Source organism: Leisingera sp., assembly GCF_982940295.1.
Window position 1 is genome coordinate 134,052 of record NZ_CEYXRG010000004.1, and the last position, 24,280, is coordinate 158,331.

A 24,280-nucleotide genomic window follows, 5' to 3' on the forward strand; every position below is an offset into this window, starting at 1 on the left:
ATACAGACCAAGGACACAGCCCGATGCATTTCGCCTCCGACAATTCCGGCCCGGTGCCGCAGCAGATCCTTGACGCCCTGGCCGCGGCCAACCGGGGCTATGCCATGGGCTATGGCGCCGATGCGGAAATGGCCGAGGTGACGGCGCGGATCCGGGAGATTTTCGAGGCGCCGGAGGCCGCGGTCTATCTGGTCGCGACCGGCACTGCGGCCAATGTGCTGGCGCTGTCGACGCTGGCGCAGCCGTGGCAGACGGTGTTCTGCACCAAGCCTGCCCATATCAACATGGATGAATGCAACGCGCCGGAGTTCTACAGCGGCGGTGCCAAGCTGACGCTGGTCACAGATGCGGACAAGATGACGTCTGAGGCTTTGCGCGCCGCCATCGAGGGCGAGGAGACCCGCGGTGTGCATGGGCCGCAGCGGGGGCCGGTGTCGCTGACGCAAGTCACGGAGTTCGGCACCGTCTACAGCCTGGCCGAGCTGCAATCGGTCTGCGCGGCGGCCAAGGAATACGGGCTGCCGGTGCATATGGACGGCGCGCGGTTCACCAATGCGCTGGTGTCGCTGGGCTGCACGCCGGCGGAGATGACCTGGAAGGCGGGCGTGGATGCGGTGTCCTTCGGCGGCACCAAGAACGGCTGCCTGGGGGTGGAGGCGGTGATCTTCTTTGATCCCAAACACGCGCAGGAGTTCGAGTACCGCCGCAAGCGCGGGGCGCATCTGTTTTCCAAGCACCGGTATCTGTCGGCGCAGTTGCTCGCCTATCTGAACGATGATCTGTGGCTGAAAAACGCCCGCGCCGCCAATTCCAAGGCGGCGCTGCTGGCCGAGGGTCTGGAGGCGGCGGGCGCCCATTTCACCCATCCGGCGCAGGCCAACATGATCTTTGCCGCCCTGCCCCGCCACAAGCATCAGGAACTGTTTGCCGCAGGCGCCATCTACCACCTGTGGGACGGGCTGCTGCAGGGGCCGGAGCATGAGCTGGTCACAGCGCGGTTTGTCTGCGACTGGTCGGTTCCGGAAGAGGATATCCGGGCGTTCCTGTCGTTGCTTTAAAGTGCGGCCGGGCCGCGGTTACTGGCGGCCCTGCGCCCAGAGCAGCGCGTCTTCCAGCCGGTCGTCGCCCCAGAAGATCTCCTTGCCCACCGCAAAGCTGGGCGCGCCGAAAATGCCAAGGGCCATTGCTTCGTCTGTCGCTTTGGCCAGCATCCGGACGGTTTCCTCTGACTGCGCCGCCTCCAGCACACGGGCCGGATCCTGGCCTGCGGCCTCCAGGCTGGCGCTGAGGTTCGGGTCCTCGCCCGCGGGCTGGCCGGCCTCGAACCAGCAGCGGTAGGCGGCCTGGGTATAGGCCTCTCCCCAGCCCTCCGCCGCGCCGAGCGCCGCGACCTGGTTGGCCAGCACCAGCTCCGGCAGCGGATAGGGCGCCGGCAGCCGCACATGGAAGCCATAGCGCTGCGCGCGGCGTTCGACGTCGCGCCACATATAGGCGGTCTTTTCCGGCTTGTCCTTGAAGGGGATGTTGTTCTGCACCGTCATCACGTGGCGCACGTTGAACGGGCGCCAGCGGACCGCAACGCCGGCCTCGGCCGCCGCATCCGCGATCCGCATCACGGTCAAGTAGGTGTAGGTGCTGCCGATCGAATACCAGAAATCAAGTCCGGGCATGTGACCCTCCCGCCGATGAACCAACTGCCTGCCAGTCTAGGGTCAGTGCCGTCAGAATCAAACGCCCGGGGCCAGGGAGCGGACCCTGGCGGTTCAGAACTTGCCGTTATCGTTCTTCCATGCGCTGCGCGGCGGGATGGTCTCGACCGTGTCCCAATGCTCCGCGATCTTGCCGTCTGCGATACGGTACAGGTCGTAGAAACTGGTGTGCGAGCCGTTCAGATGACCCTCGCTGGCGCAGAGAGCGAAGTCGCCTTCCGCCAGCACCCGGTGGAGGCGCTGGTACCGGATCGCGGGTGTGCCGTCGTGCGTGGCCGCCAGAGCCTCCTGCAGGGCGGGCAAACCGTCCGCCAGGTCCGGGCTGTGCTGGATAAGATCCGCGCGGACATAGTCCGGCAAAAGGTCCAGCCGCCGCCCGATCAGCACCTGCTCGGTGAAGCGGCGCGCGAGGGCGCGGGTGTCTTCTGTCTTGTCCACGCCGGTGATGTCCGTGGTGCCGTCCTGCATCCCCCGGCCGGAAGGGTTGGGGCCGCGCAGGGCTTGGATGTTGTCCCAATGCTCCACCGCCTGGCCGTCCTCAAACCGGAACACCTCGAAGGCTGCGCGCAGGGAGGAGAAATCGTACTCGACATGGGCAAAGGCGAAATCGCCGTCTTCGAACACCCGTTTGAAACGCACCTTGGGGGAGGTTTTCGCGAGGCGGGCAAACAGCTCGGCCAGCCCTTCGCTGCCCTCATGGGTCTGGGGGTTGTGCTGGATGTACTTGTCCTCATTGACCACAGCGGCAGCCGCGGGGTCGCCGGTCTCGAGGCCCTTGAGGAGCGTTTTCAAGAGATCCTTCTTCGATGCCATCGGTGCGTCCTCCGCCGCTGCAGCCCGTGCTGCCCTATCCTGCCTTGCCTGCAGCGGCGGCGCAAAGGGTCAGGCCCGCTGCCAGAACCCGCGCAAGAGTTCAGCCGTCTCTGCCGGATGCGTCACCGGCAGCATGTGGCCTGCGCCGGGCACCGATACGGCGCGGGCATTGCCCAGGCGGCGGGTGAGGCCCTGGGCGATCTCTGCCATCACCGGCGGGCTGTCCGATCCGGTAACCAGCAGTGCAGGCATCGTGACCGGATCCAGCGCCCCCGGCGCCAGGGTGCCGTTCTCATCCAGGTAGAGCGTGCCGTGGCTGGCGGGGATCACCGGCATTGCGCGCATCATCGCGGCGCGCAGCTGCTCCGGCAGGTCCGGCCACTTCGGCTCTCCCGGCCCCCACAGGCGGTTGAACAGCCGGGTTGTCAGTTCCAGATCGCCCGCTTCCCAGGCGGCGTCGATGGGCCGGCTGTCGGCCTCCACCGCGGCCAGCACATCCGGGGCATCGGCCTTGGCGACGGCAAACAGCACCGGCTCGATCAGGGTGAGGCTGCGCACCAGATGCGGGCGCGCCATCGCCATGCGCAGGGCGACAGTGGCCCCGAAGGAATGGCCGACCAGGTCCACCGGCTCTGTCAGCAGCGCCAGCCCGGCCTCCACGTTCAGCAGCTGGTAATTGCCCTGCCCCTCCCAGTCCGGGCTGCGGCCGTGGCTCAGCATGTCATAGGCGGTGAGGGTGATTTCCTCCGCCATCACCTCTGCCAGACCGCGCCAGGCGCCGGAATGGGCCAGCGAGCAATGCACCGCCAGCACAGGCCGGGGACCCTGGCCGAAACTGCGCGAGAAGATACCGTCCAGCTGATCGGTCACGCCGCCGCCTCCGCCAGATGGGCGTCCAGATCCTCGAGCCGGTCCTGGCCCCAGAACCGGGCGCCGTCCGCCGTCACCCAGAACGGCGCGCCGAACACGCCGGCAGTGACCGCATCCTCGAGGTTTTGCGCATAGGTCTCCGCGCCGGCCAGGAGGCCGCTGTCCGCCAGCGCAGGGTCGAAGCCGGCGCCGTCGAGGCAGGCGCGGATCACCGCGTCGTCTGCGATGTCCTTCTGTTCTGCCCAGCAGGCTCGCAGGATGGAATGAACCAGCTGCCCCATATCGCCGCCGCCTGCGTTTTGCGCTGCAATGATGGCATAGGAGGACGGCGCGGCATTGGCGGGCCAATGGGCGGGCTTGAGGTTGACGGGCAGGCCCAGCTTGGCCGCCTGCCGCTCCAGCTCGATCAGACGGTACTCCTGCCGCGATGGATGCCGTTCGCCCGGGGGCGTGCCGCCGGTGCGGGAAAACAGCGCCAGGATGTCCAGCGGCTTGCAGTTCACCTTGGCGCCGTGACGGGCCGCAATCTCCCACGTGCGGGTTCCGGCGAGATAGGAAAATGGCGAAAGGGTGGAAAAGTAGAAATCAAATACCATCATAAGATGTATCTCCCGCTTAGAACTTTGCGCGAAGGTAAGTGCATGATAAGCGGGGTTCAATATCACGAATCTGACACATTGCCATTGCTGCCTGGGGATAACAGCCAATGCCGACCTTGAACGAACCCAAGCTGATCGCTGGGAACGCCAACCTCCCTCTTGCCCAAGCCATTACCCGCCGCATGAGCATGCACCGCGGTGTCGACCAGGGGCTGGTGGATGCCCGCGTCGAGCGGTTCAATGACGGCGAGATCTTCGTCGAAGTCTATGAGAATGTCCGCGGCGAGGACATGTTCATCATCCAGCCGACCTCGAACCCGGCCAATGACAACCTGATGGAGCTGCTGATCATCTCCGACGCGCTGCGCCGGTCCTCGGCCCAGCGGATCACCGCAGTGATCCCCTACTTCGGCTATGCCCGCCAGGACCGCCGCACCAAGGCGCGCACGCCGATTTCGGCCAAGCTGGTGGCCAACATGCTGACCGGTGCGGGTATCGAGCGGGTGCTGACCATGGACCTGCACGCAGCCCAAATCCAGGGCTTCTTCGACATTCCGGTGGACAACCTTTATGCCAGCCCGATCTTTGCGCTGGACGTGAAGGACCAGTTCAAGGACCGGATGGGCGAGCTGATGGTGGTGTCGCCGGACGTGGGCGGCGTGGCCCGTGCCCGCGAGCTGGCCAAGCGGATCAACGCGCCGCTTTCGATCGTCGACAAGCGCCGCGAGAAGCCGGGTGAAGTTGCAGAGATGACCGTGATCGGCGACGTGAAGGACAAGATCTGCCTGATCGTCGACGACATGTGCGACACCGCCGGCACCCTTTGCAAGGCGGCGCAGGTGCTGCTGGATAACGGTGCCAAGGAAGTGCACGCCTATATCACCCACGGCGTGATGAGCGGCCCGGCGGTGGAGCGTGTCACCAACTCGGTGATGAAATCGCTGGTGCTGACCGACTCGATCCAGCCCACCGAGGAAGTGAAGGCCGCGCCGAACATCCGTATCGTGCCGACCGCGCCGCTGTTCACCCAGGCGATCCTGAACATCTGGCATGGCACCTCTGTGTCGTCGCTGTTCGAGGACAAGACGCTGGTTCCGATTTACGAGAGCCTCTATTCAAACGGCGGCTGAGGCTGCTGTTTTCCGGATGGATCAAAGCCCCGCTGCTGAGCGGGGCTTTTTCGTTTCAGGCAGCGGCGCGGCGGCGGGCGGTGCGCAGGGCCGCCGCCAGTGCGGCGGCGGCCATCAGCGCCAGCAGCGCCGAAGCCGCACCGAAAGCACCGCCGTATCCCCACTGAGCTATGGCCGGAGTGCTGGCGAAGGGCGACAGGAACTGGCCGCAGAACACCGAGGCGGTGAGGATTGCCCCTGCGGTGCCGCGCCGCCTGGCCGGGGCCAGCGCCAGTGCAATGGCCACAAACCCCGGGGACACCGTGGCATAGCCGATGCCGATAGCCATCGCCCCGGTGAGGGACAGGGCCGGGCTGCCCTCTTGCGCCAGCACCGCAAAGCCAAGGGACAGCGCGCTGTAGCCGGCGGCAAAGACCGCAGCATGGGGCAGCGTGCCTTTGAACCGCGCATAAAGCAGCGCGGTGATGCCGCCGCAGAGCGACAGCAGGCCCAGACCGGCGCCGGTCATCAGCGCGCTGTTGAGACCTTGCGCGGCAAAGAAGAATGGCAGCTGGGTCGGCATCATGAAGAAGAGGCCGTTGGTCAGCATTTGCAACGCCGAGACGGCGATGACCAGCACCAGCCAGGCGGGGTGGCCTGGCGCCTCTGGCTGCCCTGCCCCGCCGCCGCCGTGCCGGGGTTCCGGGGCGTGGCGCCAGACGGCAAAGAGGCACACCGCCGCCAGGCCGTAGATCAGGAACGGCAGCCGCGGCGACAGAGTCGCGGCCAGCCCGGCTGTGCCGATGAACACCAGTCCGCCAAAGTTGCGGGCAGATATCTGCAGCCCGGTCAGCGCCTGACGCCGGGCGCCGGTGAAGTAGTCACCGATCAAGGCGGTCTGTGCGGTCATGATCAGCGCCACCGCGATACCGAGGCCAAAGCGGCTGGCGAGCATCAGGTGCAGATCCGGCAGGTAAAAACCGGCAGTGCCGCACAGGATGAACAGCCAGATCCCCGCAAGCAGCACGCCCCGCCGCCCGGCGCGGTCGGTCAGCCAGCCTGCCAGCGGCGCGGTCAGCATCACCCCCAGCGAGGGCACGGTGACCAGCAGCCGCACCAGAAAGCCCGCGTCCTCTGCATCCGCAAATTCCTGTTCCAGCCCGGCCAGCGCCGGGCTGATCGTGGCGTTCGCCATCACCGTGAGGCTGGCCGCCATCAGCAGCGCGATGGCCCTGGGCTGATGCCAAACCGCAGTCTCGTGCGTTTTCATCGGGAATATTCCTTGTCCAATCCGTTCAAGACTGGCAGCCTGCGAATTCAAGCCAGCTTGAGGTCAAGGATGAAACTTCTGGATATTGGCGAGGTCGCGGAGCGTTCTGGCGTCGCGGCCTCGGCCTTGCGGTATTATGAGGAGATCGGGCTGATCACCTCAGCCGGGCGCAAGGGGCTGCGACGGCAGTTCGGACCCGAAACGCTGCTGCAGCTGTCGCTGATCACGCTGGCCAAGGCGGCGGGGTTTTCGCTGCAGGAGATTTCCGGGATGTTCGGCAAGGACGGCCGGCCGGATCTGCCGCGGGACCAGCTGCACGCCCGCGCCGACGCGCTGGAGGCGCAGATCCAGGAGCTGTCCACCCTGCGCGACGCGCTGCGCCATGTAGCGGACTGCCCGGCGCCCAGCCATCTGGAGTGCCCCAAGTTCCGCAAGCTGCTGCGCGCCGGACGCCTTACGGCCGAGGCTTAATCGACGTCCCAGTCATCGGCATAGGGCAGTTCGCCGATTGCCAGCCAGGCGGCGCGCAGCCGGGCGGCGCGGCTGTCGGCCCAGGTGCGGAAAACGATATCGAACCCTTCGCAGGTGATGTTTTCCGCCACCAGCTCTGCCCGGATGGCTGCGGAGGTGTCCATATCCCACAGCGATACCGACACATGCACGGAGGGCGGGCGGGCAAAAGGTTCCGCAAAAGCCACCGCCCGGCGCCGCTCGCGCGGGCCGGAGCCGGTCCACATCGCGCCGCCATCCTCGAAATCCGAGAAGATGCCGGTATCGCCCTGATCGACCCCAGTGCGGGGGTTGCGCAGTCTTTTCATGCCGTTTCCCAAGCGGTTAGCCTGCCGGTCAGAGTAAGGCAACCGGCAGGATAATCCAGAAACCGGCAGCAATCACCCTGCGGCTGTTGCGTTTGCGCAAGGCACCTGAGGCTCCCTGCGCGTGCTGTCCCGTGTTCCCTCACGGTGCCGCAGCCCAGGCCGCATCGGAATAATTCCCCTATTGGAACACAACTTCCCCAGCGGGGGAATTATCTCCTCAATGTCGCAAATGCCGACCATTCCGGCGCGCTGGCATCGAGTCCGGGATGGCGTTGTCTGGTGTGTATCTGCATCCGCCTCGCACAGGCGATCTGACCCAAGGGAGGAGAAACCCCGTGTCACCAATTGATCCGAATACTGTTAAACCCGGCCTTGGAATGGCGCTGCTGCCCATCGTGCTGACGCTGGCCGTACTGGGGGTCCAGCTGTTCTATTTCGGGGACTTCACCCCGCATATCCCGCTGGCCATCGGCATTGCCATCACCGCGCTGGTGGGGCTGAAGCTGGGCCACAAGTGGGACAACATCGAAGAGGGCGTGTTCCACGTTATCAACATCTCGCTGCCGTCGGTGTCGATCCTGATCACCGTGGGCATGATCGTCGGCATCTGGATTGCCAGCGGCACCGTGCCGACGCTGATCTATTACGGCCTCAAGATCCTGTCGCCGGAGCTGTTCCTGGCCGCGGGCATGGTGCTGTGCTCCATCGTGTCGGTGTCGCTGGGCACCTCCTGGGGCACCGTGGGCACCGTCGGCCTGGCGCTGATGGGGATCGGCGCGGGCTTTGGCATTCCGATGTACTGGACCGCCGGAGCCGTGGTTTCGGGCGCGTTCTTCGGCGACAAGATCTCTCCCTTGTCGGACACCACCAACCTGGCCCCGGCCGTCACCGGCACCAACCTGTTCGACCACATCCGCAACATGCTGCCGACCACCGTGCCGTCGATGCTGATCGCGCTGGTGATCTATCTGGTTGTCGGGTTCACCCTGATCGACACCTCGCAGGTGTCCTTCGAGCGCATCGACGCGATCACAGGCGCGCTGGACGAGGCGTTCTGGATCTCGCCGCTGATGCTGCTGCCGGCCCTGCTGGTCATTTTCCTCGCCGTGAAGAAGCAACCGCCGATCCCGTCGCTGTTTGCCGGGGCTGTTGTCGGCGGCATCATGGCGATGGTGTGCCAGGGTGCGGGGCTGCATGAGACCTTTACCTTCGCCAACAGCGGTTATTCCATTGACACCGGCGTGGCGGAGATCGACCCGCTGCTGAACCGCGGCGGCATCCAGTCGATGATGTGGACCATCTCGCTGGTGCTGCTGGCGCTGGGGTTCGGCGGCGCGCTGGAGCGCACCGGGTGTTTGCAGGCGATCATCAAGGTGATCATTGCCCGGGTGAAGTCCTTTGCCGGCATCCAGACCTCGGCCATTCTGACCTCGGTGGCGACCAACACCGTGGCGGGTGACCCCTATCTGTCCATTGCCCTGCCGGGCCGGATGTATGCGCCGGTTTACCGCGGCATGAAGTATTCGCCGCTGAACCTGTCGCGCGCCATCGAGGAAGGCGGCACGCTGGTGTCGCCGCTGATCCCCTGGAACGCGGGCGGCGCATTTGTGATCTCGGCGCTGGCGCTGGGAATTGCCGACGGCAACTTTGAGAACCTGCTGTACATCCCGCTGGCCTTTGCCTGCTGGCTGTCGCCGCTGATCGGCATCTTCTATGCGATGACCGGGCTGTTCTCGCCCCGGGCCAGTGAGGAGGAAATCACCGCCTGGGAGGACAGCGGCGAACCGGTGGCCGAGCTGACCGCCTGATCGCCCCGCGCGCCGGAGCCTCCCCTCCGGCGCGCATTTCAAAGTGAACATCCCATCTGTTAGGTTAGCGATATGACACTCCGCAGCTTTGTCCCGAAAGGTGCGGCCAGTTTCCGGGTTGATTACGACGGGCCGCCCAAAGACATCTACTTCCTGCTTCTGCCGAAGCTGACCATGCTGGCATTCAGCGCCGCGGTGGAACCCTTGCGGATCGCCAATCAGGTCACTGGCAAGGAGCTGTACCGCTGGTTTCTGATCAGCGAGGACGGCGCGCCGGTGCCCTGTTCCAACGGTATTGAGATCAACACCGGCATGGCGCTGGAGGACCTGCCGCGCGGCAGCTTTGCCTTTGTCTGCTCCGGCATTGAGCCGTCGGACAGCACCAATCCCCGAACGCTCGCCTGGATCCGGCGGCAGAATGCCCATGGCAGCCGGTTTGGCGGCATCTGCACCGGTGCCTTTGCCCTGGCCCAGGCAGGAATTCTGCAGGACCACCGCTTTACCCTGCATTGGGAGAACCAGCCGTCGTTTTCCGAGTATTTTCCGGGGCTGGAACCGACTGCGAACCTCTATGAGATCGACAACGGGATGATGACCTGCGGCGGCGGCAATGCGGCCACCGACATGATGCTGGAGATGATCGAGACTGACCACGGCAAGGACCTGGCGGTGATCGTGTCGGACATGTGCATCCACTTCCGCTCCAACAACCGGGAGGCGCTGCAGAAGTCGGCCTATTCCGTGGCGCTCAGCAGCCGTAACCAGCATCTGATCAACGCGATGCAGTTCATGCATGACACCATTGAGGAGCCGGTGGAGATCGGCGTGGTGGCAGAACATGCGCAAATCTCGCGGCGCCAGCTGGAGCGGCTGTTCCAGCGCTATGCCGGCACCTCGCCGGTGCAGTTCTATATCGAGCTGCGGGTGGGCCGGGCGCTGGCCTTGCTGAATGAGACCAACATGACGGTGGCAGAAATATCCGCCGCCACCGGGTTCAGCAGCGCCACCCAGCTGTCGATCCGGTTCAAGAAGCGGTACGGGCAGTCGCCCGCCTCCTTCCGCAAGAGCTGGGCGGAGAAAGCGAAAGAGAACGGGGACTGAGCGCCGCTCAGCCCTCTTCGCAGGCGAGTGCGGTGCTCAGCTCCGAGATCCTTTCGAGCCGTGCCGAGATCCGGTCCTGGAACTGGCCCAGCTCGTCAATGATCGAGTTCAGCGATTCCCCCACGTGGCCCAGCCGCGCGCATTCGATCTTGCACAGCACCCGGGTGGTGGTGAGCGCCATGAAGTGGCGGTGCAGCGTCAGGCAGGCCTTCTGGATGCGGTCGGCCTCAAAGCGGACGTCGTGCAGGCTGGCCCGGGCCTTGGTGAACTGGGTTTCGGTCAGCTCCGACAGGATAGCCTGCTCGCGGGCGATGTCGGTGGAGGCGGAGCCGTCCTCCTGGTCGAGCTGGTGGCCGCATTCGGTCAGGATGCGCGCCAGACCTTCGACAAAGATCGCCGCCGTGACGGTGCCCTTGATGGCCCGGAAATTGCTGTCCTTGCCCCAAACGTGAGCCTCGAACCAGCTGGACATGTCGCGGGACATGGAGCTGTAGTTCTGCGACAGAACCGTCACCGGCCCGCCCGCCGGTTCGATCCGCGAGGCGATCACCCGCAGGTTATGCGGGATGGTGCGCATGGATTCGAACTCCTGCACCAGCGCCTCGGTCTCCCCGACCAGCGTGCCGGCGGTTGCGTGCATCGTGCGGCGTTCCGCCAGCCGGGCGCAGGCCGGGCGGTTGAGACCGGCATCGCGCGCCAGCAGCTCCTCTGCCAGGGCGTGGCCTGCAAAATCGTTGTAGGTGTCAAAGCCCAGCTCCTTCAGGCGGGCGAGCAGAAGCGCAGCGCTGTCCTCCGGGCTCAGCCCCTCGGCCTGTTCTGCCTGGCGCACCTTGGCGTACTCCTGCTCTACCGTGCGCAGCAGCGGGCTGGTGGGCTTGATCCGCGCCGACAAATAGCCGCCTTCGCAGGGGGTGACGATGGCAAAAACCCAATAGAAGCTGCCGTCGCTGGCGCGGTTCTTGACGTAGGCGCCGACGGTGCCGCCGTCCTTGATGGTATCCCATAGAAGCTGGAACACGGCGCGGGGCATGTCCGGATGGCGGATGACCTTGTGCGGCGCACCCAGCAGCTCCTCCAGCGGGTATTTGGCAACCCGGCTGAACACCGCATTGCCGGCCCGGATAACACCACGGCTATCGGTTCGGGAAAAGAACACTTCGTCCAAGGCAAAGTAAGCTTCTTTGCTCCTTGCCGGAGCAGCCAGCGTGCGGTCTTCAAAGGACACGTTTCAGTTCCTGTCAGTGTTAGTTTTCTACAGGGTCCTGTCTAAACGCCAGTGCTTGTCAAAATGCTAATGCGGCGCCAGCCCTGCGGCCGTTCCGGCGGCGGTCCGGGGCCGGCTGCTGAACCGCTGCCGGCGCACGCGAAATCAGGCTGCGGCGCCCTGTGCCCGCGCTGCTGCGCCGGCCTGCAGCGCAGCGCTGCTGTCCTGAAGCGTCACGCCCAGGCTTTCCAGCAGCGGCAGGCGGCGGGCAGCGAAATTGCCGGCCCGGGCGCGCAGCAGGGCGAGGTTCTCTTCTTCGGTTTCCAGCACCCGGCCCTCGTGCTGCAGACGCTGGCCCTGCGGCGCGAGGATGCGCCAGGCCAGGCCCGCCCAGTCCGCCGGGGTCTCCAGCCCCTCGCTTCGGGCCAGCAGGAACAGCTGCTCAAACCGGTCAAGCTCCACCCCGCCGCCGGTGACGGGCGAGGCAAGAAAGCGCAGGGCCTCGCTGTCTTCTGCGCGTTTGCAGACGGCCTGGTTGAAGGCACGGCAGGCGGCGGCGCGCTCCGCCAGCCCCTCCTGCGGCAAGCACGGCGCGATACAGCCGGTGCTTGCCAGCGCTGACAGCATGAGGGCGATGCTGCCCCAGTCCATGGTGCCGAACACGCCCTGATCCAGCAGGCTGCGCACCGTTGCGGGGCCGTTCGCCAGAGCCTTGAGAACCGGCGCGTACTGTTCCTGCTCCAGCGGCAGGTCCTTGCCGCGGTGATTGAACTTGAGCGCGCCGCCGCTGTAGGTGCGGGTGAGCGCAAACGGCGTTGCAAACCACGCACCGATTTCGCCGCGCGGAGTATGCGCCAGCTTGCCCTTCACAAAGATGTCGGTGCGGAAATGCTCGTTCAGCAGCACATCCCGCAGGCCCTCGCGGCGATCCGGGTCCGGCTCAGCCTCCAGCAGCGCCTGCTGCTGCGGCGTGAAGCGGACGCTGTCGATATTGTCGAGCGGATGCACCGAGCCTGCAAAACTCAGCTTGGCGCCTGCCAGTTCCGCGGCCAGATCCTCGAAGTGGAACGGCGTCCAGTCCTTGTTGAAATATTCATGCGCCAGATAGTTGGCGGGCATCGCGTCCATGTGCTTGAGCCGCTTGGCGGCGGCCGGGTTGCTGGCAAAGAACCCCGCGCCGGCCGCGTTCAGCTGGCGGGCAAACGCCATGGCATCCTGGATCCGCTTGGCCAGCGGGCCGCTGCCCTGCTCTGCCCGGCTGGCGAGCAGGCGGCGCAGCGGCATCGCCGCAGCCCAGCCCGGCTGCGCGTTGCTGCTGACGTAAACCAGCCCGCCCGGCCGCAGCCGCTCAGCAATGAAGCGGAGGATATGCTGGCGGTTTTCCAAGGAAACCCAGCTGTAGACCCCGTGCAGCGCGATGATGTCGAAGCTCTCCGGCAGGTCCGGGGTTTGCCCGAAATCCTCGAAGCTGCGTTCATGGAAATGCACATTCTCCAGCCCCGCCTCCTGCGCCAGTTCGGCCGCGCCGGCGATATGCGCGGGGCTGAAGTCCATAGCGTGAAAGTCGATATGCGGATTGGCGGCTGCCAGCAGATTGGCCGAGAACCCCTGGCCGCAGCCCAGCTCGCAATAGGAGAGCCTGGCCTTGTCCAGCCCGTGCCGGTGCCCCTGGCGCATGGCTCCGAACGCCAGCAGAGCCGGCGTCAGCTGGCTGTGAAAATCAAAGGTGTAGTCGATGCCGGCGACATAGCCGGAGGTCCAATCGGTCACGGGAAATCCTGCTGGTTGGGTTTATGTGATGCAGGGTAATTTCCGAAAATTTGGTGAGAATTGGGTTAAGAGTGTTGGGAATGGCGTGGTGAGCAAGAGAAAGCGTGGAGAAGGGAAGAAGCGCCATTTGACGCTGCCGTTACACCCCGCACTTCAACGCGAGCCAAGGTCTGGTTTGAGCCCTTATTGCTCCTTGAGGATCGCGGCTTCATCCCACACCTGAGCAGCCTCTGAATAGATTGATTTCTTTGGCTTATAGATGCTGGGATCGTCGAGAGAAGAAGCATGCACATATATCCGATCACTCATCCGCTGACTGTTGCGCGTAAGTTGTGATCCGCAATTCGGACAGAAACCGCTGAACGTCGATAGACCCGATTTCCCCACCATTTCGTAGGTTTTGGAGGTGTCGCTTATCGAGAAGTCTTGGATCGCAAGGGGAACCATCTCCGAATGCCCCGAGCCAGTAAGTTGCTGGCAATCACGACAGTGGCATCGGAACATGGGAGCTTCCAGACAGGTGCCTTGGTAGCGAACCAATCCACATTTACATCCGCCTATCAAGCGCTCTGCCATAGTAATTCCTCCGCCTCAGAAGGCTATTATAAAAGCTGCGCAATGTCAGCTACGTCCCGCAAATACCCTATCCCGCTCCTACTGAGGAACGGTCCACTATCGTCCTGCAGCCGTCCGAAGCCCGCCCTCCCCAAAAGAAAACCGGCCCCCAAAGGGAGCCGGTTTCAATTTGTCCAATCCGCGTTTGGATCAGAGGGACATATGGGTGCCCAGGGCTTCCATGTCGGCCAGCAGCTTGGCTGCGTCCTCGACCAGGCCGTGCGGCTGGTCTTCCTCTTTCGCGGTCTTGTACATCTCGCGGGCTTCCTCGATCAGCGCGTTCATCTGATCGCGGGTCATCTCGGCCATCGGGATCGCGCGTTCGGCCAGAACCGACAGGCTGTCGCCTGCGATTTCGGCAAAACCGCCGGTCACCAGATACTCCGAGTTGCCTTCCGGGCTTTCGACCTTCAGCACGCCGGGGCGCAGGGTGGTGATGGTCGGCGCGTGCTGAGGCATCGCCGTCATGTCACCCTCGGCTCCGGGGATCTGAACCGCGCTGGCCTGCAGCGACGCCAGGGCGCGCTCGGGGCTCACGAGGTCGAATTGCATCGTTTGTGCCATTGGGGCCTCCTTTCAGGGTTCCCCCGCACGCAAAGGCGCGGGGGAAAATCCGTTCTTAGGCGGCTTCCGCAGCCATCTTCTCGGCTTTGGCGATCACTTCGTCGATGCCGCCAACCATGTAGAAGGCGCCTTCGGGCAGGTGGTCGTATTCGCCGGCCACAACAGCCTTGAACGACGAGATGGTGTCTTCCAGCGGAACCTGGACACCATCGGAGCCGGTGAAGACCTTCGCAACGTCGAACGGCTGGGACAGGAAACGCTGGATCTTACGCGCACGCGCAACAGTCAGCTTGTCCTCTTCCGACAGTTCGTCCATGCCGAGGATGGCGATGATGTCCTGCAGCGACTTGTAGCGCTGGAGGATCTGCTGAACGTCGGAAGCAACCGCATAGTGCTCTTCGCCAACGATCGCCGGGTCCATCAGACGCGAGGTGGAGTCCAGCGGGTCCACGGCCGGGTAGATGCCCAGCTCCGAGATCGCACGGTTAAGAACGGTGGTCGCGTCCAGGTGGGCAAAGGTGGTTGCCGGTGCCGGGTCGGTAAGGTCGTCCGCGGGAACGTACACAGCCTGGATCGAGGTGATCGAGCCGTTCTTGGTGGAGGTAATACGCTCCTGCATGGCGCCCATGTCGGTGGCCAGGGTCGGCTGGTAGCCCACAGCGGAGGGGATACGGCCGAGCAGAGCGGACACTTCCGAACCCGCCTGGGTGAAGCGGAAGATGTTGTCCACGAAGAACAGAACGTCGGTGCCGGACTGGTCGCGGAACTGTTCGGCCAGGGTCAGGCCGGTCAGCGCAACGCGGGCACGGGCTCCCGGAGGCTCGTTCATCTGACCGTAAACCAGGGCCACCTGGGATTCTTCCAGGTTGTCCGGCTTGATCACGTTGGATTCGATCATTTCCCAGTACAGGTCGTTGCCTTCACGGGTCCGCTCGCCAACACCCGCGAACACCGAGTAGCCGGAGTGCACTTTTGCGATGTTGTTGATCAGTTCCATGATCAGAACGGTTTTGCCCACGCCGGCGCCGCCGAACAGGCCGATCTTGCCGCCCTTGGAATACGGGGCCAGCAGGTCGATCACCTTAATGCCGGTCACCAGGACTTCGGACTCGGTCGACTGGTCGCTGAACTCGGGTGCGGGCTGGTGGATTGCGCGGGTCTCGGTCGCGTTGACCGGGCCCTTTTCGTCCACCGGCTCACCGACGACGTTCAGGATGCGGCCCAGGGTGGCGTTGCCGACCGGGATCGAGATCGGGGCGCCGGTGTCGGTCACTTCCCGGCCGCGGACCAGGCCTTCGGTTGCGTCCATTGCGATGGTGCGGACGGTGTTTTCACCCAGGTGCTGGGCCACTTCCAGAACCAGGGTCTTGCCCTCGTTCTCGGTGTGCAGCGCGTTCAGAATTGCGGGCAGGTGGTCGTCGAACTGGACGTCCACAACGGCGCCGATGATCTGGGTCACCTTGCCTTTTGCTTGTGCCATTTGTTGGTCTCCGGTTGTCTCTTAGAGCGCCTCAGCGCCCGAAATGATTTCAATCAGCTCGTTGGTGATCACGGCTTGGCGGGAGCGGTTGAACTCGATGGTCAGCTTGTCGATCATCTCGCCCGCGTTGCGGGTCGCGTTGTCCATCGCGCTCATCCGGGCACCCTGTTCGGATGCACCGTTTTCAAGCAGGCCCGAGAAGATCTGGGTCGCCACGCCGCGCGGCAGCAGGTCCGCCAGGATCTGCTCTTCGCCGGGTTCGTAGTCGTAGACAGCGCCAGAGCTTTCGCCTTCCTCAGCTTCAAACGAAGCCGGGATGATCTGCTGCGCGGTCGGGATCTGGGTCACCACGTTGACGAACTCCGAGTAGAAGATCGTGGCAACGTCGAATTCACCAGCATCGAACCGGGTCAGGATGTCCTTGGCGATCGCCTGCGCGTTGGCATAGCCGACGCGCTTGACTTCGCTGAGGTCCACATGGCCGACGAAATCATCGCCCAGGTCGCGTTTCAGGGCGTCGCGGCCCTTTTTGCCGACGGTCAGGATCTTGACCGTCTTGCCCGCGGCCTTCAGCTCGGCCGCCTTCTGGCGGGCGAGCTTGGCAATGTTCGAGTTGAAGCCGCCGCACAGACCGCGCTCGGCAGTCATCACGACCAGCAGGTGCACCTGGTCCGAGCCGGTGCCGCGGAGCAGCTTGGGCGCGGAGTCGGAGCCGCCGACCGAGGCCGCCAGCCCCGCCATCACGGCATTGAACCGCTTGGTGTAGGGCCGGGAATCCTCGGCAGCTTCCTGGGCGCGGCGAAGTTTCGCCGCGGCCACCATTTGCATGGCTTTGGTGATCTTGCGGGTCGATTTGACCGACTCGATCCTGTTTTTAAGGTCCTTGAGAGAAGGCATGTCCCGACTCTCTCCTTATGCGAAGGTGGCGGCGTATTCGTCGATCGCAGCCTTGAGTTTGTCAGCGGCGTCGCCCTTGATCTTGGGATCTTCGTTGGTGATCCAGTCCAGGGTCTCTTTGCCTTTGCCGCGCATGTGCGCCAGCAGACCGGCTTCCCAGCGGCCGACGTCCTTGAGGTCGACCTTGTCGAGGTAGCCGTTGGTGCCGGCGAAGATGACGCAGACGATTTCCGCGTTGGTCAGCGGCGAGTACTGCGGCTGCTTCATCAGCTCGGTCAGACGGGCGCCACGGGCCAGCAGCTGCTGGGTGGCGGCGTCGAGGTCGGAGCCGAACTGGGCAAAGGCCGCCATCTCGCGGTACTGGGCCAGCGACAGTTTCACCGGGCCTGCAACGGTCTTCATCGCGTTGGTCTGGGCCGAGGAGCCCACACGCGAAACCGACAGACCGGTGTTCACGGCGGGGCGGATGCCCTGGTAGAACAGCTCGGTTTCCAGGAAGATCTGGCCGTCGGTGATCGAGATCACGTTGGTCGGAATAAACGCGGACACGTCGCCGCCCTGGGTTTCGATAACCGGCAGAGCGGTCAGCGAGCCGGCGCCGAAGTCTTCGTTCAGCTTGGCCGAACGCTCCAGCAGGCGGGAGTGCAGGTAGAAAACGTCGCCCGGGTAGGCTTCACGTCCCGGCGGACGGCGCAGCAGCAGGGACATCTGGCGGTAGGCCACGGCCTGCTTGGACAGGTCATCATAGATGATCAGCGCGTGCTTGCCGTTGTCGCGGAAGTATTCGGCCATCGCGGTTGCGGCGTAGGGCGCCAGGAACTGCAGCGGTGCCGGGTCGGACGCGGTTGCGGCCACAACGATGGAGTATTCCATCGCGCCGGCTTCTTCCAGCTTCTTCACCAGCTGGGCAACGGTCGAACGCTTCTGGCCGACAGCAACGTAGACGCAGTACAGTTTCTTGGACTCGTCGTCGCCTGCGGCGTCGTTGTAGGTTTTCTGGTTCAGGATGGTGTCCAGAGCCACGGCGGTTTTACCGGTCTGACGGTCGCCGATGATCAGCTCACGCTGGCCGCGGCCGATCGGGATCATCGCGTCAACGGACTTGAGGCCGGTTGCCATCGGCTCGTGCACCGATTTACGCGGGATGATGCCCGGCGCCTTGACGTCTGCAACCAGACGCTGGGAGGCGTTGATCGGGCCCTTGCCGTCCAGCGGGTTGCCCAGACCGTCGACAACGCGGCCCAGCAGCTCGGGGCCGGCCGGAACGTCCACGATCGAGTTGGTGCGCTTGACGGTGTCGCCTTCTTTAATGTCGCGGTCGGAGCCGAAGATAACCACACCGACGTTGTCGTTTTCCAGGTTCAGCGCCATGCCCATGATGCCGCCCGGGAATTCCACCATTTCACCGGCCTGAACATTGTCGAGGCCGTAAACGCGGGCAATACCGTCACCAACGGACAGCACGCGGCCGATTTCTGCCACTTCGGCTTCTTGACCAAAATTCTTGATCTGGTCTTTCAGGATCGCAGAAATCTCTGCTGCTTGGATACCCATTTATCCGACCTCTTTCATTGCATTCTGTAGGGAGTTGAGCTTGGAGCGGATCGAGCTGTCGATCATCTTCGAGCCCACTTTAACGACGAGACCGCCGATGATGGACGCATCGACGGTAGCATTGATGGTGACTTTCTTGCCCACGCGCTCAGCCAAAGTCTTGGCCAGCTTTTCGCTCTGGGTCTTGGTCAGCGCCTTGGCGGACACCACTTCGGCGGTGACTTCGCCGCGGGCTTCGGCCAGGCGGGCGCGCAGCGCCTCGATCATCGCGGGCACCACGAACAGGCGGCGTTTGTCGGCCATCAGGGCAAGGGTATTGCGCAGGACGGGCTCCAGGCCCATCTTGTCTGCCACCGCGGTGATCGCGGCGCCCTGCTCTTCGCGCGACACGAGCGGCGAGTGGATCAGGCTGTTGAGGTCTTTGCTGTCAGCCAGCGCGGCTGCCAGGTCATTGATGCTGGTTTCAAGGCTGTCGAGCGCCTTGTTTTCTTCAGCGATGTCGAACACCGCCGTGGCATAGCGCGCAGCAATGCCTGCAGAAATCGAAGCTGGTTCGGACACGTCCACCCTTCCGATATGTTTTTGGCCCCGGTTGGCATACCTGGCTTCAGGAGGCGTCCGGGGGCGTGAGTCATCCCCCATTGGCAGCGGGGCGTTGAAATCAGCGTGGGTCTAGCAGAGCGGATGCGACCTATCAACTGCCTATAACGGTAACAGATGAAAGCATGTTTCACGTGTTTTCAATGACTTGCAGGAAGTGCGGCCCTTTGACCACAGTCGGTAATTAAAAAAGTGCGGCTGAACTGCAGGATTTTGCGATTCCGGAAAGCGGCATTTGCGCCAAAAAACGTCACATATCGGTGCTGAGGCCGCTTTTGGCGCGGTCATGGGGCCACTTGGACAGTTTCAGGGAATCGAAATCGGCGGCCGCGACGTCAGGCCGGTTCGGGCATCGGGTTGGACAGCCCCTCCAGCACCCGGATGCGGCTGGGGGTCTTGGTGCGGATCATGTGGCCCTTTTGCGGGTAGGTCTGCTTGCTGACCTCGACCATGAACACCCCGCCGGCCAGCATCGCGGGCAGTTTGCGGCCCATCTTTTCCAGCATGGCGCCGGATTTGAGCCAGAACCGCTTGTGGCTGGGCAGCCGGTACAGCGCCGCGGTGTGCTGCTCGATGGCGAACTGATGCTCGCGCAGCTGGCCTTCCAGCTGGCGCAGCGTATAGGGGCGGCCGTAGCCGAAAGGGGTAAGATCCGAGCGCGCCCAGAACCCGGCCCGGTTCGGCACGATGAAAATCGCCCGCCCGCCCGGCCCCAAGACCCGCCAGCATTCCTCCAGCAGGCGGGAGGGGCGTTCCGAGGTTTCCAGACCGTGCAGCACCACCAGCCGGTCAACCCGGCCAGTGTCGATGGGCCAGCTGGTCTCCTCGCACAGGACCGAGACATTGGGCATGCCAGCAGGCCACTGCATTACCCCCTGCGGACCCGGCATCAGCGCCATCACCCGGCGCGCCTCAGGCAGGTAGGGGCGCAAGAGCGGCGCAGCAAAGCCGAAGCCCGCAACCGTCAGCCCCTCGGCTTCCGGCCACAGCTCCAGCAGGCGGCCGCGGATCGACGCCTGCGCCGCGCGGCCCAGCGTGCTGCGGTAATAGAAGTTCCTCAGATCCTGAACATCAAGATGCATTGCGGGCGCCTGCTGCTTCGGCCAATCTGGGCGCAGTTTAGCAATGTAAAGGCGAATGACCATGCCTCTTGAGATCATCACCCTGCCCTGCCTGTCGGATAACTATGCCTTTTTGATCCATAATCCGGGCTCGGGCGAGACCGCGCTGGTGGATGCGCCCGAAGCCGGTGCGGTCAAGGCCGCGCTGGCGGAACGCGGCTGGGGGCTGGACTGGATCCTGCTGACCCACCATCATTGGGACCATGTGGATGGCGTGGCAGAGCTGCGGGATGCCTTTGGCGCCAAGGTGGTTGGCGCCAAGGCAGACGCGCACCGGCTGCCGCCGCTGGACATGGCGGTCGAGGATGGCGGTGCATTCTCCCTGCTGGGCGAAGAGGTTCAGGTGATGGATGTCTCCGGCCACACGGTGGGCCACATCGCCTATTACATCCCCGGCGCAGAAGCGGTGTTTACTGCGGACAGCCTGATGGCACTGGGCTGCGGGCGGCTGTTTGAGGGCACGCCGCAGCAGATGTGGGCCAGCCTGTCGCGTCTTGCCGCGCTGCCGCCGCAAACTATGGTTTACTCAGGGCATGAATACACCCGGTCCAACGGTGCATTTGCGGCCACCGTGGACCCGGGCAACCCGGCGTTGCAGGATCGCATCAGGGATATCGCAAAGGCCCGTGAAAACGGCGTCCCGACAGTGCCTTCGTCCCTGCAGCTGGAACTCGGCACCAATCCTTTCCTGCGCGCGGGTGACAGTGCCGTGAGAGCGCATCTGGGCATGGAAGATGCTGAAGACGCAGCAGTTTTCGCCGAAATCCGCAAGCGCAAGGACAATTTCTGAGCAGTTCAAGGGCATCACGGCGCCACAGGGAGAAAATAATTGTGACCCCAAAATGAAGAAAAGCCCTTGAAGCCGGCGCGCTATCAACCAAACTCTAACCATATAAGCACATGGTTGAACTGAGGGGTTGGTTAATACCGCCCCGCCGGCCAACCCAAGATCAGAGGAGCACGCCCGTGCCTTCATTCTCGAGCACCCTGGAACAGGCCATTCACGCAGCGCTGGCGCTGGCGAATGAACGCCGTCATGAATTCGCAACCCTGGAACATCTGCTTCTGGCCCTGATCGACGAGCCCGACGCGGCCCGCGTGATGCGCGCCTGCAGTGTCGACCTGACCGAATTGCGATCCTCCCTGGTGGAATTCGTGGATGAGGATCTTGCCAATCTGGTCACCGACATAGACGGATCCGAGGCGGTGCCGACCGCCGCCTTCCAGCGCGTCATTCAGCGCGCCGCGATCCACGTTCAAAGCTCCGGTCGGACCGAGGTGACAGGCGCCAATGTGCTGGTGGCGATCTTTGCCGAGCGCGAAAGCGATGCCGCCTACTTCCTGCAGGACCAGGAGATGACCCGTTATGACGCGGTGAACTTCATCGCCCACGGCGTTGCCAAGGACCCGGCCTACGGGGAATCCCGCCCGGTCACCGGCGCGACGGATCAGGAAGAGGACAACCTGACCACCGCGCCCGAAGGCGAGAAGAAGGAAAGCGCGCTTGCGAAATACTGCGTCGACCTGAACGCCAAGTCCCGCGACGGCGACATCGACCCGCTGATCGGCCGCGATCACGAGGTGGAGCGCTGCATCCAGGTGCTGTGCCGCCGCCGCAAGAACAACCCGCTGCTGGTGGGCGACCCCGGCGTTGGCAAGACCGCAATCGCTGAAGGCCTGGCGCGCCGCATCGTCTCCGGTGAAACCCCGGATATCCTGTCGGAAACCACCATCTACTCGCTCGACATGGGCGCATTGCTGGCCGGCACCCGCTACCGCGGCGATTTCGAGGAACGGCTGAAGGCCGTGGTCTCCGAGCTGGAGGAGCACCCGGACGCGGTGCTTTTCATCGACGAGATCCACACCGTGATCGGTGCAGGTGCCACCTCCGGCGGCGCCATGGATGCATCCAACCTGCTGAAACCTGCGCTGCAGGGCGGCAAGCTGCGCACCATGGGCTCGACCACCTATAAGGAGTTCCGCCAGCACTTCGAGAAGGACCGCGCCCTGTCCCGCCGGTTCCAGAAGATCGACGTGAACGAGCCGTCGGTGGAAGACTCCATCGAGATCCTGAAGGGGCTGAAACCCTATTTCGAGGAGCATCACGGCATCAAGTTCACCGGCGACGCGATCAAGACCGCAGTGGAGCTGTCGGCGCGCTACATCAACGACCGCAAGCTGCCGGACAAGGCCATCGACGTCATCGACGAGGCCGGCGCCGCGCAGCATCTGATCATCGAAAGCAAGCGCCGCAAGACCATCGGCGTCAAGGAAATCGAGGCTGTGGTGGCGAAGATCGCCCGCATCCCGCCCAAGAACGTCTCCAAGGACGATGCCGAGGTGCTGAAGGATCTGGAGAAGTCGCTGAAGCGCGTGGTCTTCGGCCAGGACGATGCAATCACCGCCCTGTCGAGCGCCATCAAGCTGGCCCGTGCCGGCCTGCGCGAACCGGAAAAGCCCATCGGCAACTACCTGTTTGCAGGCCCCACCGGTGTCGGCAAGACCGAGGTGGCCAAGCAGCTGGCAGACCAGCTGGGCGTTGAGCTGCTGCGGTTTGACATGTCCGAGTACATGGAAAAACACGCGGTCTCCCGCCTGATCGGCGCGCCTCCGGGCTATGTCGGTTTCGACCAGGGCGGCCTGCTGACTGACGGTGTCGACCAGCACCCGCACTGCGTGCTGCTGCTTGACGAGATCGAGAAGGCGCATCCGGATGTCTACAACATCCTGCTGCAGGTGATGGACAACGGCCAGCTGACCGACCACAACGGCCGGACCGTGAACTTCCGCAATGTGATCCTGATTATGACCTCCAACGCGGGCGCCTCGGACATGGCAAAGGCCGCCATCGGCTTTGGCCGCGACCGCCGCGAGGGCGAGGACACCGCCGCCATCGAGCGCACCTTCACGCCGGAGTTCCGCAACCGTCTGGACGCGGTGATCTCCTTCGCGCCGTTGGGCAAAGAGGTGATCCTGCAGGTGGTCGAGAAATTCGTCCTGCAGCTGGAAGCGCAGCTGATGGACCGCAATGTCTCGATCGAGCTGACCCGTAAGGCGGCCGAATGGCTGGCCGACAAGGGCTACGACGACCGCATGGGCGCGCGGCCTCTGGGCCGGGTCATTCAGGAGCACATCAAGAAGCCGCTGGCCGAGGAGCTGCTCTTCGGCAAGCTGACCAAGGGCGGTGTCGTCAAGGTCGGTATCAAGGACGGCAAGCTGGAACTGCGCCTGGAAGGCCCCAGCAACCCGCGGATTTCCGGCGACAAGCCGCCGCTGCTGACCGCGGACTGATGCGCCCTGCAGGGCTTCTGATTGCTATATCGCTCGCCGCGCCAGCCGCGGCGGGCGATTTTCGTTTGCAGTTCCCGCTGGACTGCACCTTGGGCCAGGACTGCCATATCCAGCAGTTCGTGGACCATGATCCGGGACCGGGGGCTGCGGATTTCACCTGCGGCACCCTCAGCTATGAGGGCCACAAGGGGACGGATATCGCCCTGCCCTTTCTCGCGGACATGCGGTCCGGTGCCGCGGTGCTTGCCGCCGCAGATGGTGTTGTGCTCGGCACCCGCAACACAATGCCGGATCAGTACGCGACGGATGCAAACGCGGACGGGATCGACGGCAGGGAATGCGGCAACGGCGTCGTGCTCCGCCACGGCGGCGGCTGGGAAACCCAGTATTGCCACATGAAACGCGGCTCGGTCCGGGTCCAAAGCGGGATGAAGGTCAGGGCCGGCGACGTGCTGGGCGAGGTTGGCCTCTCCGGCAAGACCCAGTTTCCGCACCTGCATCTATCCGTCCGCAAGGATGGCGCGGTGGTTGATCCCTTTGCCCCCGACAGCTTGGGCACCTGCGGCGGCCCGTCCGGGCAGACGCTCTGGGCCGATCCGCCGGCCTACCAGCCCGGCGGGGTGCTGGGCGCGGGCTTCAGCACCGCCATTCCCCAATACCAGGACGTTAAGGACGGCACCGCGGATCAGGCGCCGCTGGCCGCGGATGCGCCGGCCTTTGTGTTCTGGGCCTACGCCTTTGGCGGCCAGGCCGGCGACACGCTGGAGCTGACGGTGACCGGCCCCGGCGGCGAGCTTGTTGCCCACAGCGAGGCCCTGAATAAGAACCAGGCGCAGTTCTTCCGCGCCGCCGGCCGCCGGTTGCGCGGCGGGTCCTGGCCCGCGGGCAGCTATACCGGAACGGCCCGGCTGCTGCGCGGCGGCAGCGAGGTGGACAGTTTCAGCAGCAGCATGACGCTGGCGGGCGCCTTGCAGTGACACCTGATGAATAGCGGTTCCGCATCTGCCGGGGCGCCAGCCCCGGCAGATGCCCAGCCCAACGGGTGCGGACGTCCCACTGGGGCGGCCAGGCACCGGGCGGGAGCCCC

23 protein-coding genes are annotated in these 24,280 nt (G+C 64.3%); 8 read left to right on the plus strand and 15 right to left on the minus strand.

Going from position 1 to position 24,280, the window contains the following annotated elements; translation table 11 throughout:
- The first annotated feature begins 23 nt into the window (after positions 1-23).
- A complete protein-coding gene (locus AC4HIX_RS05460; RefSeq protein ID WP_490398200.1) occupies positions 24-1,058 on the plus strand; it encodes a threonine aldolase family protein in 1,035 nt (344 codons plus the stop codon).
- An 18-nt stretch (positions 1,059-1,076) separates the two neighbouring features.
- Here the strand turns inward: AC4HIX_RS05460 and AC4HIX_RS05465 are convergent, their stop codons facing one another.
- The 4 genes from AC4HIX_RS05465 to AC4HIX_RS05480 form a co-directional block, all read right to left on the minus strand.
- Positions 1,077-1,670, minus strand: a complete 594-nt coding sequence (locus AC4HIX_RS05465; RefSeq protein WP_475050604.1) for a 2-hydroxychromene-2-carboxylate isomerase — start codon at positions 1,668-1,670, stop codon at positions 1,077-1,079.
- A gap of 93 nt (positions 1,671-1,763) precedes the next feature.
- A complete protein-coding gene (locus AC4HIX_RS05470; RefSeq protein WP_490398201.1) occupies positions 1,764-2,522 on the minus strand; it encodes a nuclear transport factor 2 family protein in 759 nt (252 codons plus the stop codon).
- Positions 2,523-2,591: 69 nt separating this feature from the next.
- The gene (locus tag AC4HIX_RS05475; protein ID WP_490398202.1) at positions 2,592-3,392 is read right to left on the minus strand and encodes an alpha/beta fold hydrolase; all 801 of its coding nucleotides are present in this window, start codon (positions 3,390-3,392) and stop codon (positions 2,592-2,594) included.
- Complete coding sequence (locus AC4HIX_RS05480; protein ID WP_490398203.1) at positions 3,389-3,991, minus strand: 2-hydroxychromene-2-carboxylate isomerase; 603 nt, start codon at positions 3,989-3,991, stop codon at positions 3,389-3,391. The genes AC4HIX_RS05475 and AC4HIX_RS05480 overlap by 4 nt, the downstream gene beginning before the upstream one ends.
- 107 nt (positions 3,992-4,098) lie before the next feature.
- Here AC4HIX_RS05480 and AC4HIX_RS05485 point away from each other — a divergent pair, with 107 nt between their 5' ends.
- Complete coding sequence (locus AC4HIX_RS05485) at positions 4,099-5,121, plus strand: ribose-phosphate pyrophosphokinase (RefSeq protein WP_475050597.1); 1,023 nt, start codon at positions 4,099-4,101, stop codon at positions 5,119-5,121.
- 55 nt (positions 5,122-5,176) lie between these two features.
- Here the strand turns inward: AC4HIX_RS05485 and AC4HIX_RS05490 are convergent, their stop codons facing one another.
- Positions 5,177-6,370, minus strand: a complete 1,194-nt coding sequence (locus AC4HIX_RS05490) for an MFS transporter (protein WP_490398204.1) — start codon at positions 6,368-6,370, stop codon at positions 5,177-5,179.
- Between the two features lie 69 nt (positions 6,371-6,439).
- Between AC4HIX_RS05490 and AC4HIX_RS05495 the strand changes: the two genes are divergently transcribed.
- Positions 6,440-6,841: a helix-turn-helix domain-containing protein gene (locus AC4HIX_RS05495; protein ID WP_475050594.1), complete on the plus strand. Its 402-nt coding sequence runs from the start codon at positions 6,440-6,442 to the stop codon at positions 6,839-6,841.
- Here AC4HIX_RS05495 and AC4HIX_RS05500 read toward each other — a convergent pair.
- Positions 6,838-7,188: an H-type lectin domain-containing protein gene (locus AC4HIX_RS05500; RefSeq protein WP_475050593.1), complete on the minus strand. Its 351-nt coding sequence runs from the start codon at positions 7,186-7,188 to the stop codon at positions 6,838-6,840. The genes AC4HIX_RS05495 and AC4HIX_RS05500 overlap by 4 nt on opposite strands.
- A gap of 377 nt (positions 7,189-7,565) precedes the next feature.
- Between AC4HIX_RS05500 and nhaC the strand changes: the two genes are divergently transcribed.
- A complete protein-coding gene (nhaC, locus tag AC4HIX_RS05505; RefSeq protein ID WP_490398280.1) occupies positions 7,566-8,996 on the plus strand; it encodes a Na+/H+ antiporter NhaC in 1,431 nt (476 codons plus the stop codon).
- Positions 8,997-9,068: 72 nt separating this feature from the next.
- Positions 9,069-10,097: a GlxA family transcriptional regulator gene (locus AC4HIX_RS05510; RefSeq protein ID WP_490398205.1), complete on the plus strand. Its 1,029-nt coding sequence runs from the start codon at positions 9,069-9,071 to the stop codon at positions 10,095-10,097.
- A gap of 7 nt (positions 10,098-10,104) precedes the next feature.
- Here AC4HIX_RS05510 and AC4HIX_RS05515 read toward each other — a convergent pair whose 3' ends face one another.
- The 9 genes from AC4HIX_RS05515 to AC4HIX_RS05555 form a co-directional block, all read right to left on the minus strand.
- Complete coding sequence (locus tag AC4HIX_RS05515) at positions 10,105-11,322, minus strand: PAS domain-containing protein (RefSeq protein WP_475050589.1); 1,218 nt, start codon at positions 11,320-11,322, stop codon at positions 10,105-10,107.
- A gap of 144 nt (positions 11,323-11,466) precedes the next feature.
- Positions 11,467-13,071 carry a class I SAM-dependent methyltransferase gene (locus AC4HIX_RS05520; protein WP_490398206.1) on the minus strand — a complete coding sequence of 535 codons (1,605 nt, stop codon included), beginning with the start codon at positions 13,069-13,071 and terminating at the stop codon, positions 11,467-11,469.
- 183 nt (positions 13,072-13,254) lie between these two features.
- Positions 13,255-13,647, minus strand: coding sequence for a GFA family protein (locus tag AC4HIX_RS05525; RefSeq protein ID WP_490398207.1), 393 nt, complete (start codon positions 13,645-13,647; stop codon positions 13,255-13,257).
- A gap of 189 nt (positions 13,648-13,836) precedes the next feature.
- Positions 13,837-14,250, minus strand: a complete 414-nt coding sequence (locus tag AC4HIX_RS05530; protein WP_222507776.1) for a F0F1 ATP synthase subunit epsilon — start codon at positions 14,248-14,250, stop codon at positions 13,837-13,839.
- A gap of 55 nt (positions 14,251-14,305) precedes the next feature.
- On the minus strand, positions 14,306-15,730 hold the full coding sequence (gene atpD / locus AC4HIX_RS05535) for a F0F1 ATP synthase subunit beta (RefSeq protein WP_490398208.1): 1,425 nt from the start codon (positions 15,728-15,730) through the stop codon (positions 14,306-14,308).
- A 21-nt stretch (positions 15,731-15,751) separates the two neighbouring features.
- Positions 15,752-16,627 carry a F0F1 ATP synthase subunit gamma gene (locus AC4HIX_RS05540; RefSeq protein ID WP_490398209.1) on the minus strand — a complete coding sequence of 292 codons (876 nt, stop codon included), beginning with the start codon at positions 16,625-16,627 and terminating at the stop codon, positions 15,752-15,754.
- A 15-nt stretch (positions 16,628-16,642) separates the two neighbouring features.
- Positions 16,643-18,181: a F0F1 ATP synthase subunit alpha gene (atpA, locus tag AC4HIX_RS05545; protein ID WP_475050577.1), complete on the minus strand. Its 1,539-nt coding sequence runs from the start codon at positions 18,179-18,181 to the stop codon at positions 16,643-16,645.
- Positions 18,182-18,742, minus strand: a complete 561-nt coding sequence (locus tag AC4HIX_RS05550; RefSeq protein WP_475050576.1) for a F0F1 ATP synthase subunit delta — start codon at positions 18,740-18,742, stop codon at positions 18,182-18,184. It abuts the gene before it with no gap.
- Between the two features lie 374 nt (positions 18,743-19,116).
- On the minus strand, positions 19,117-19,863 hold the full coding sequence (locus AC4HIX_RS05555; RefSeq protein ID WP_475050575.1) for a class I SAM-dependent methyltransferase: 747 nt from the start codon (positions 19,861-19,863) through the stop codon (positions 19,117-19,119).
- A gap of 55 nt (positions 19,864-19,918) precedes the next feature.
- Between AC4HIX_RS05555 and gloB the strand changes: the two genes are divergently transcribed.
- From gloB to AC4HIX_RS05570, 3 genes are all read left to right on the plus strand, one after another.
- Positions 19,919-20,692 carry a hydroxyacylglutathione hydrolase gene (gene gloB, locus AC4HIX_RS05560; protein ID WP_490398210.1) on the plus strand — a complete coding sequence of 258 codons (774 nt, stop codon included), beginning with the start codon at positions 19,919-19,921 and terminating at the stop codon, positions 20,690-20,692.
- Positions 20,693-20,868: 176 nt separating this feature from the next.
- Complete coding sequence (clpA, locus tag AC4HIX_RS05565) at positions 20,869-23,193, plus strand: ATP-dependent Clp protease ATP-binding subunit ClpA (RefSeq protein WP_475050571.1); 2,325 nt, start codon at positions 20,869-20,871, stop codon at positions 23,191-23,193.
- Positions 23,193-24,170, plus strand: a complete 978-nt coding sequence (locus tag AC4HIX_RS05570) for a M23 family metallopeptidase (protein WP_490398211.1) — start codon at positions 23,193-23,195, stop codon at positions 24,168-24,170. Before clpA ends, AC4HIX_RS05570 begins: the two co-directional genes overlap by 1 nt.
- The last annotated feature ends 110 nt before the right edge of the window (positions 24,171-24,280 follow it).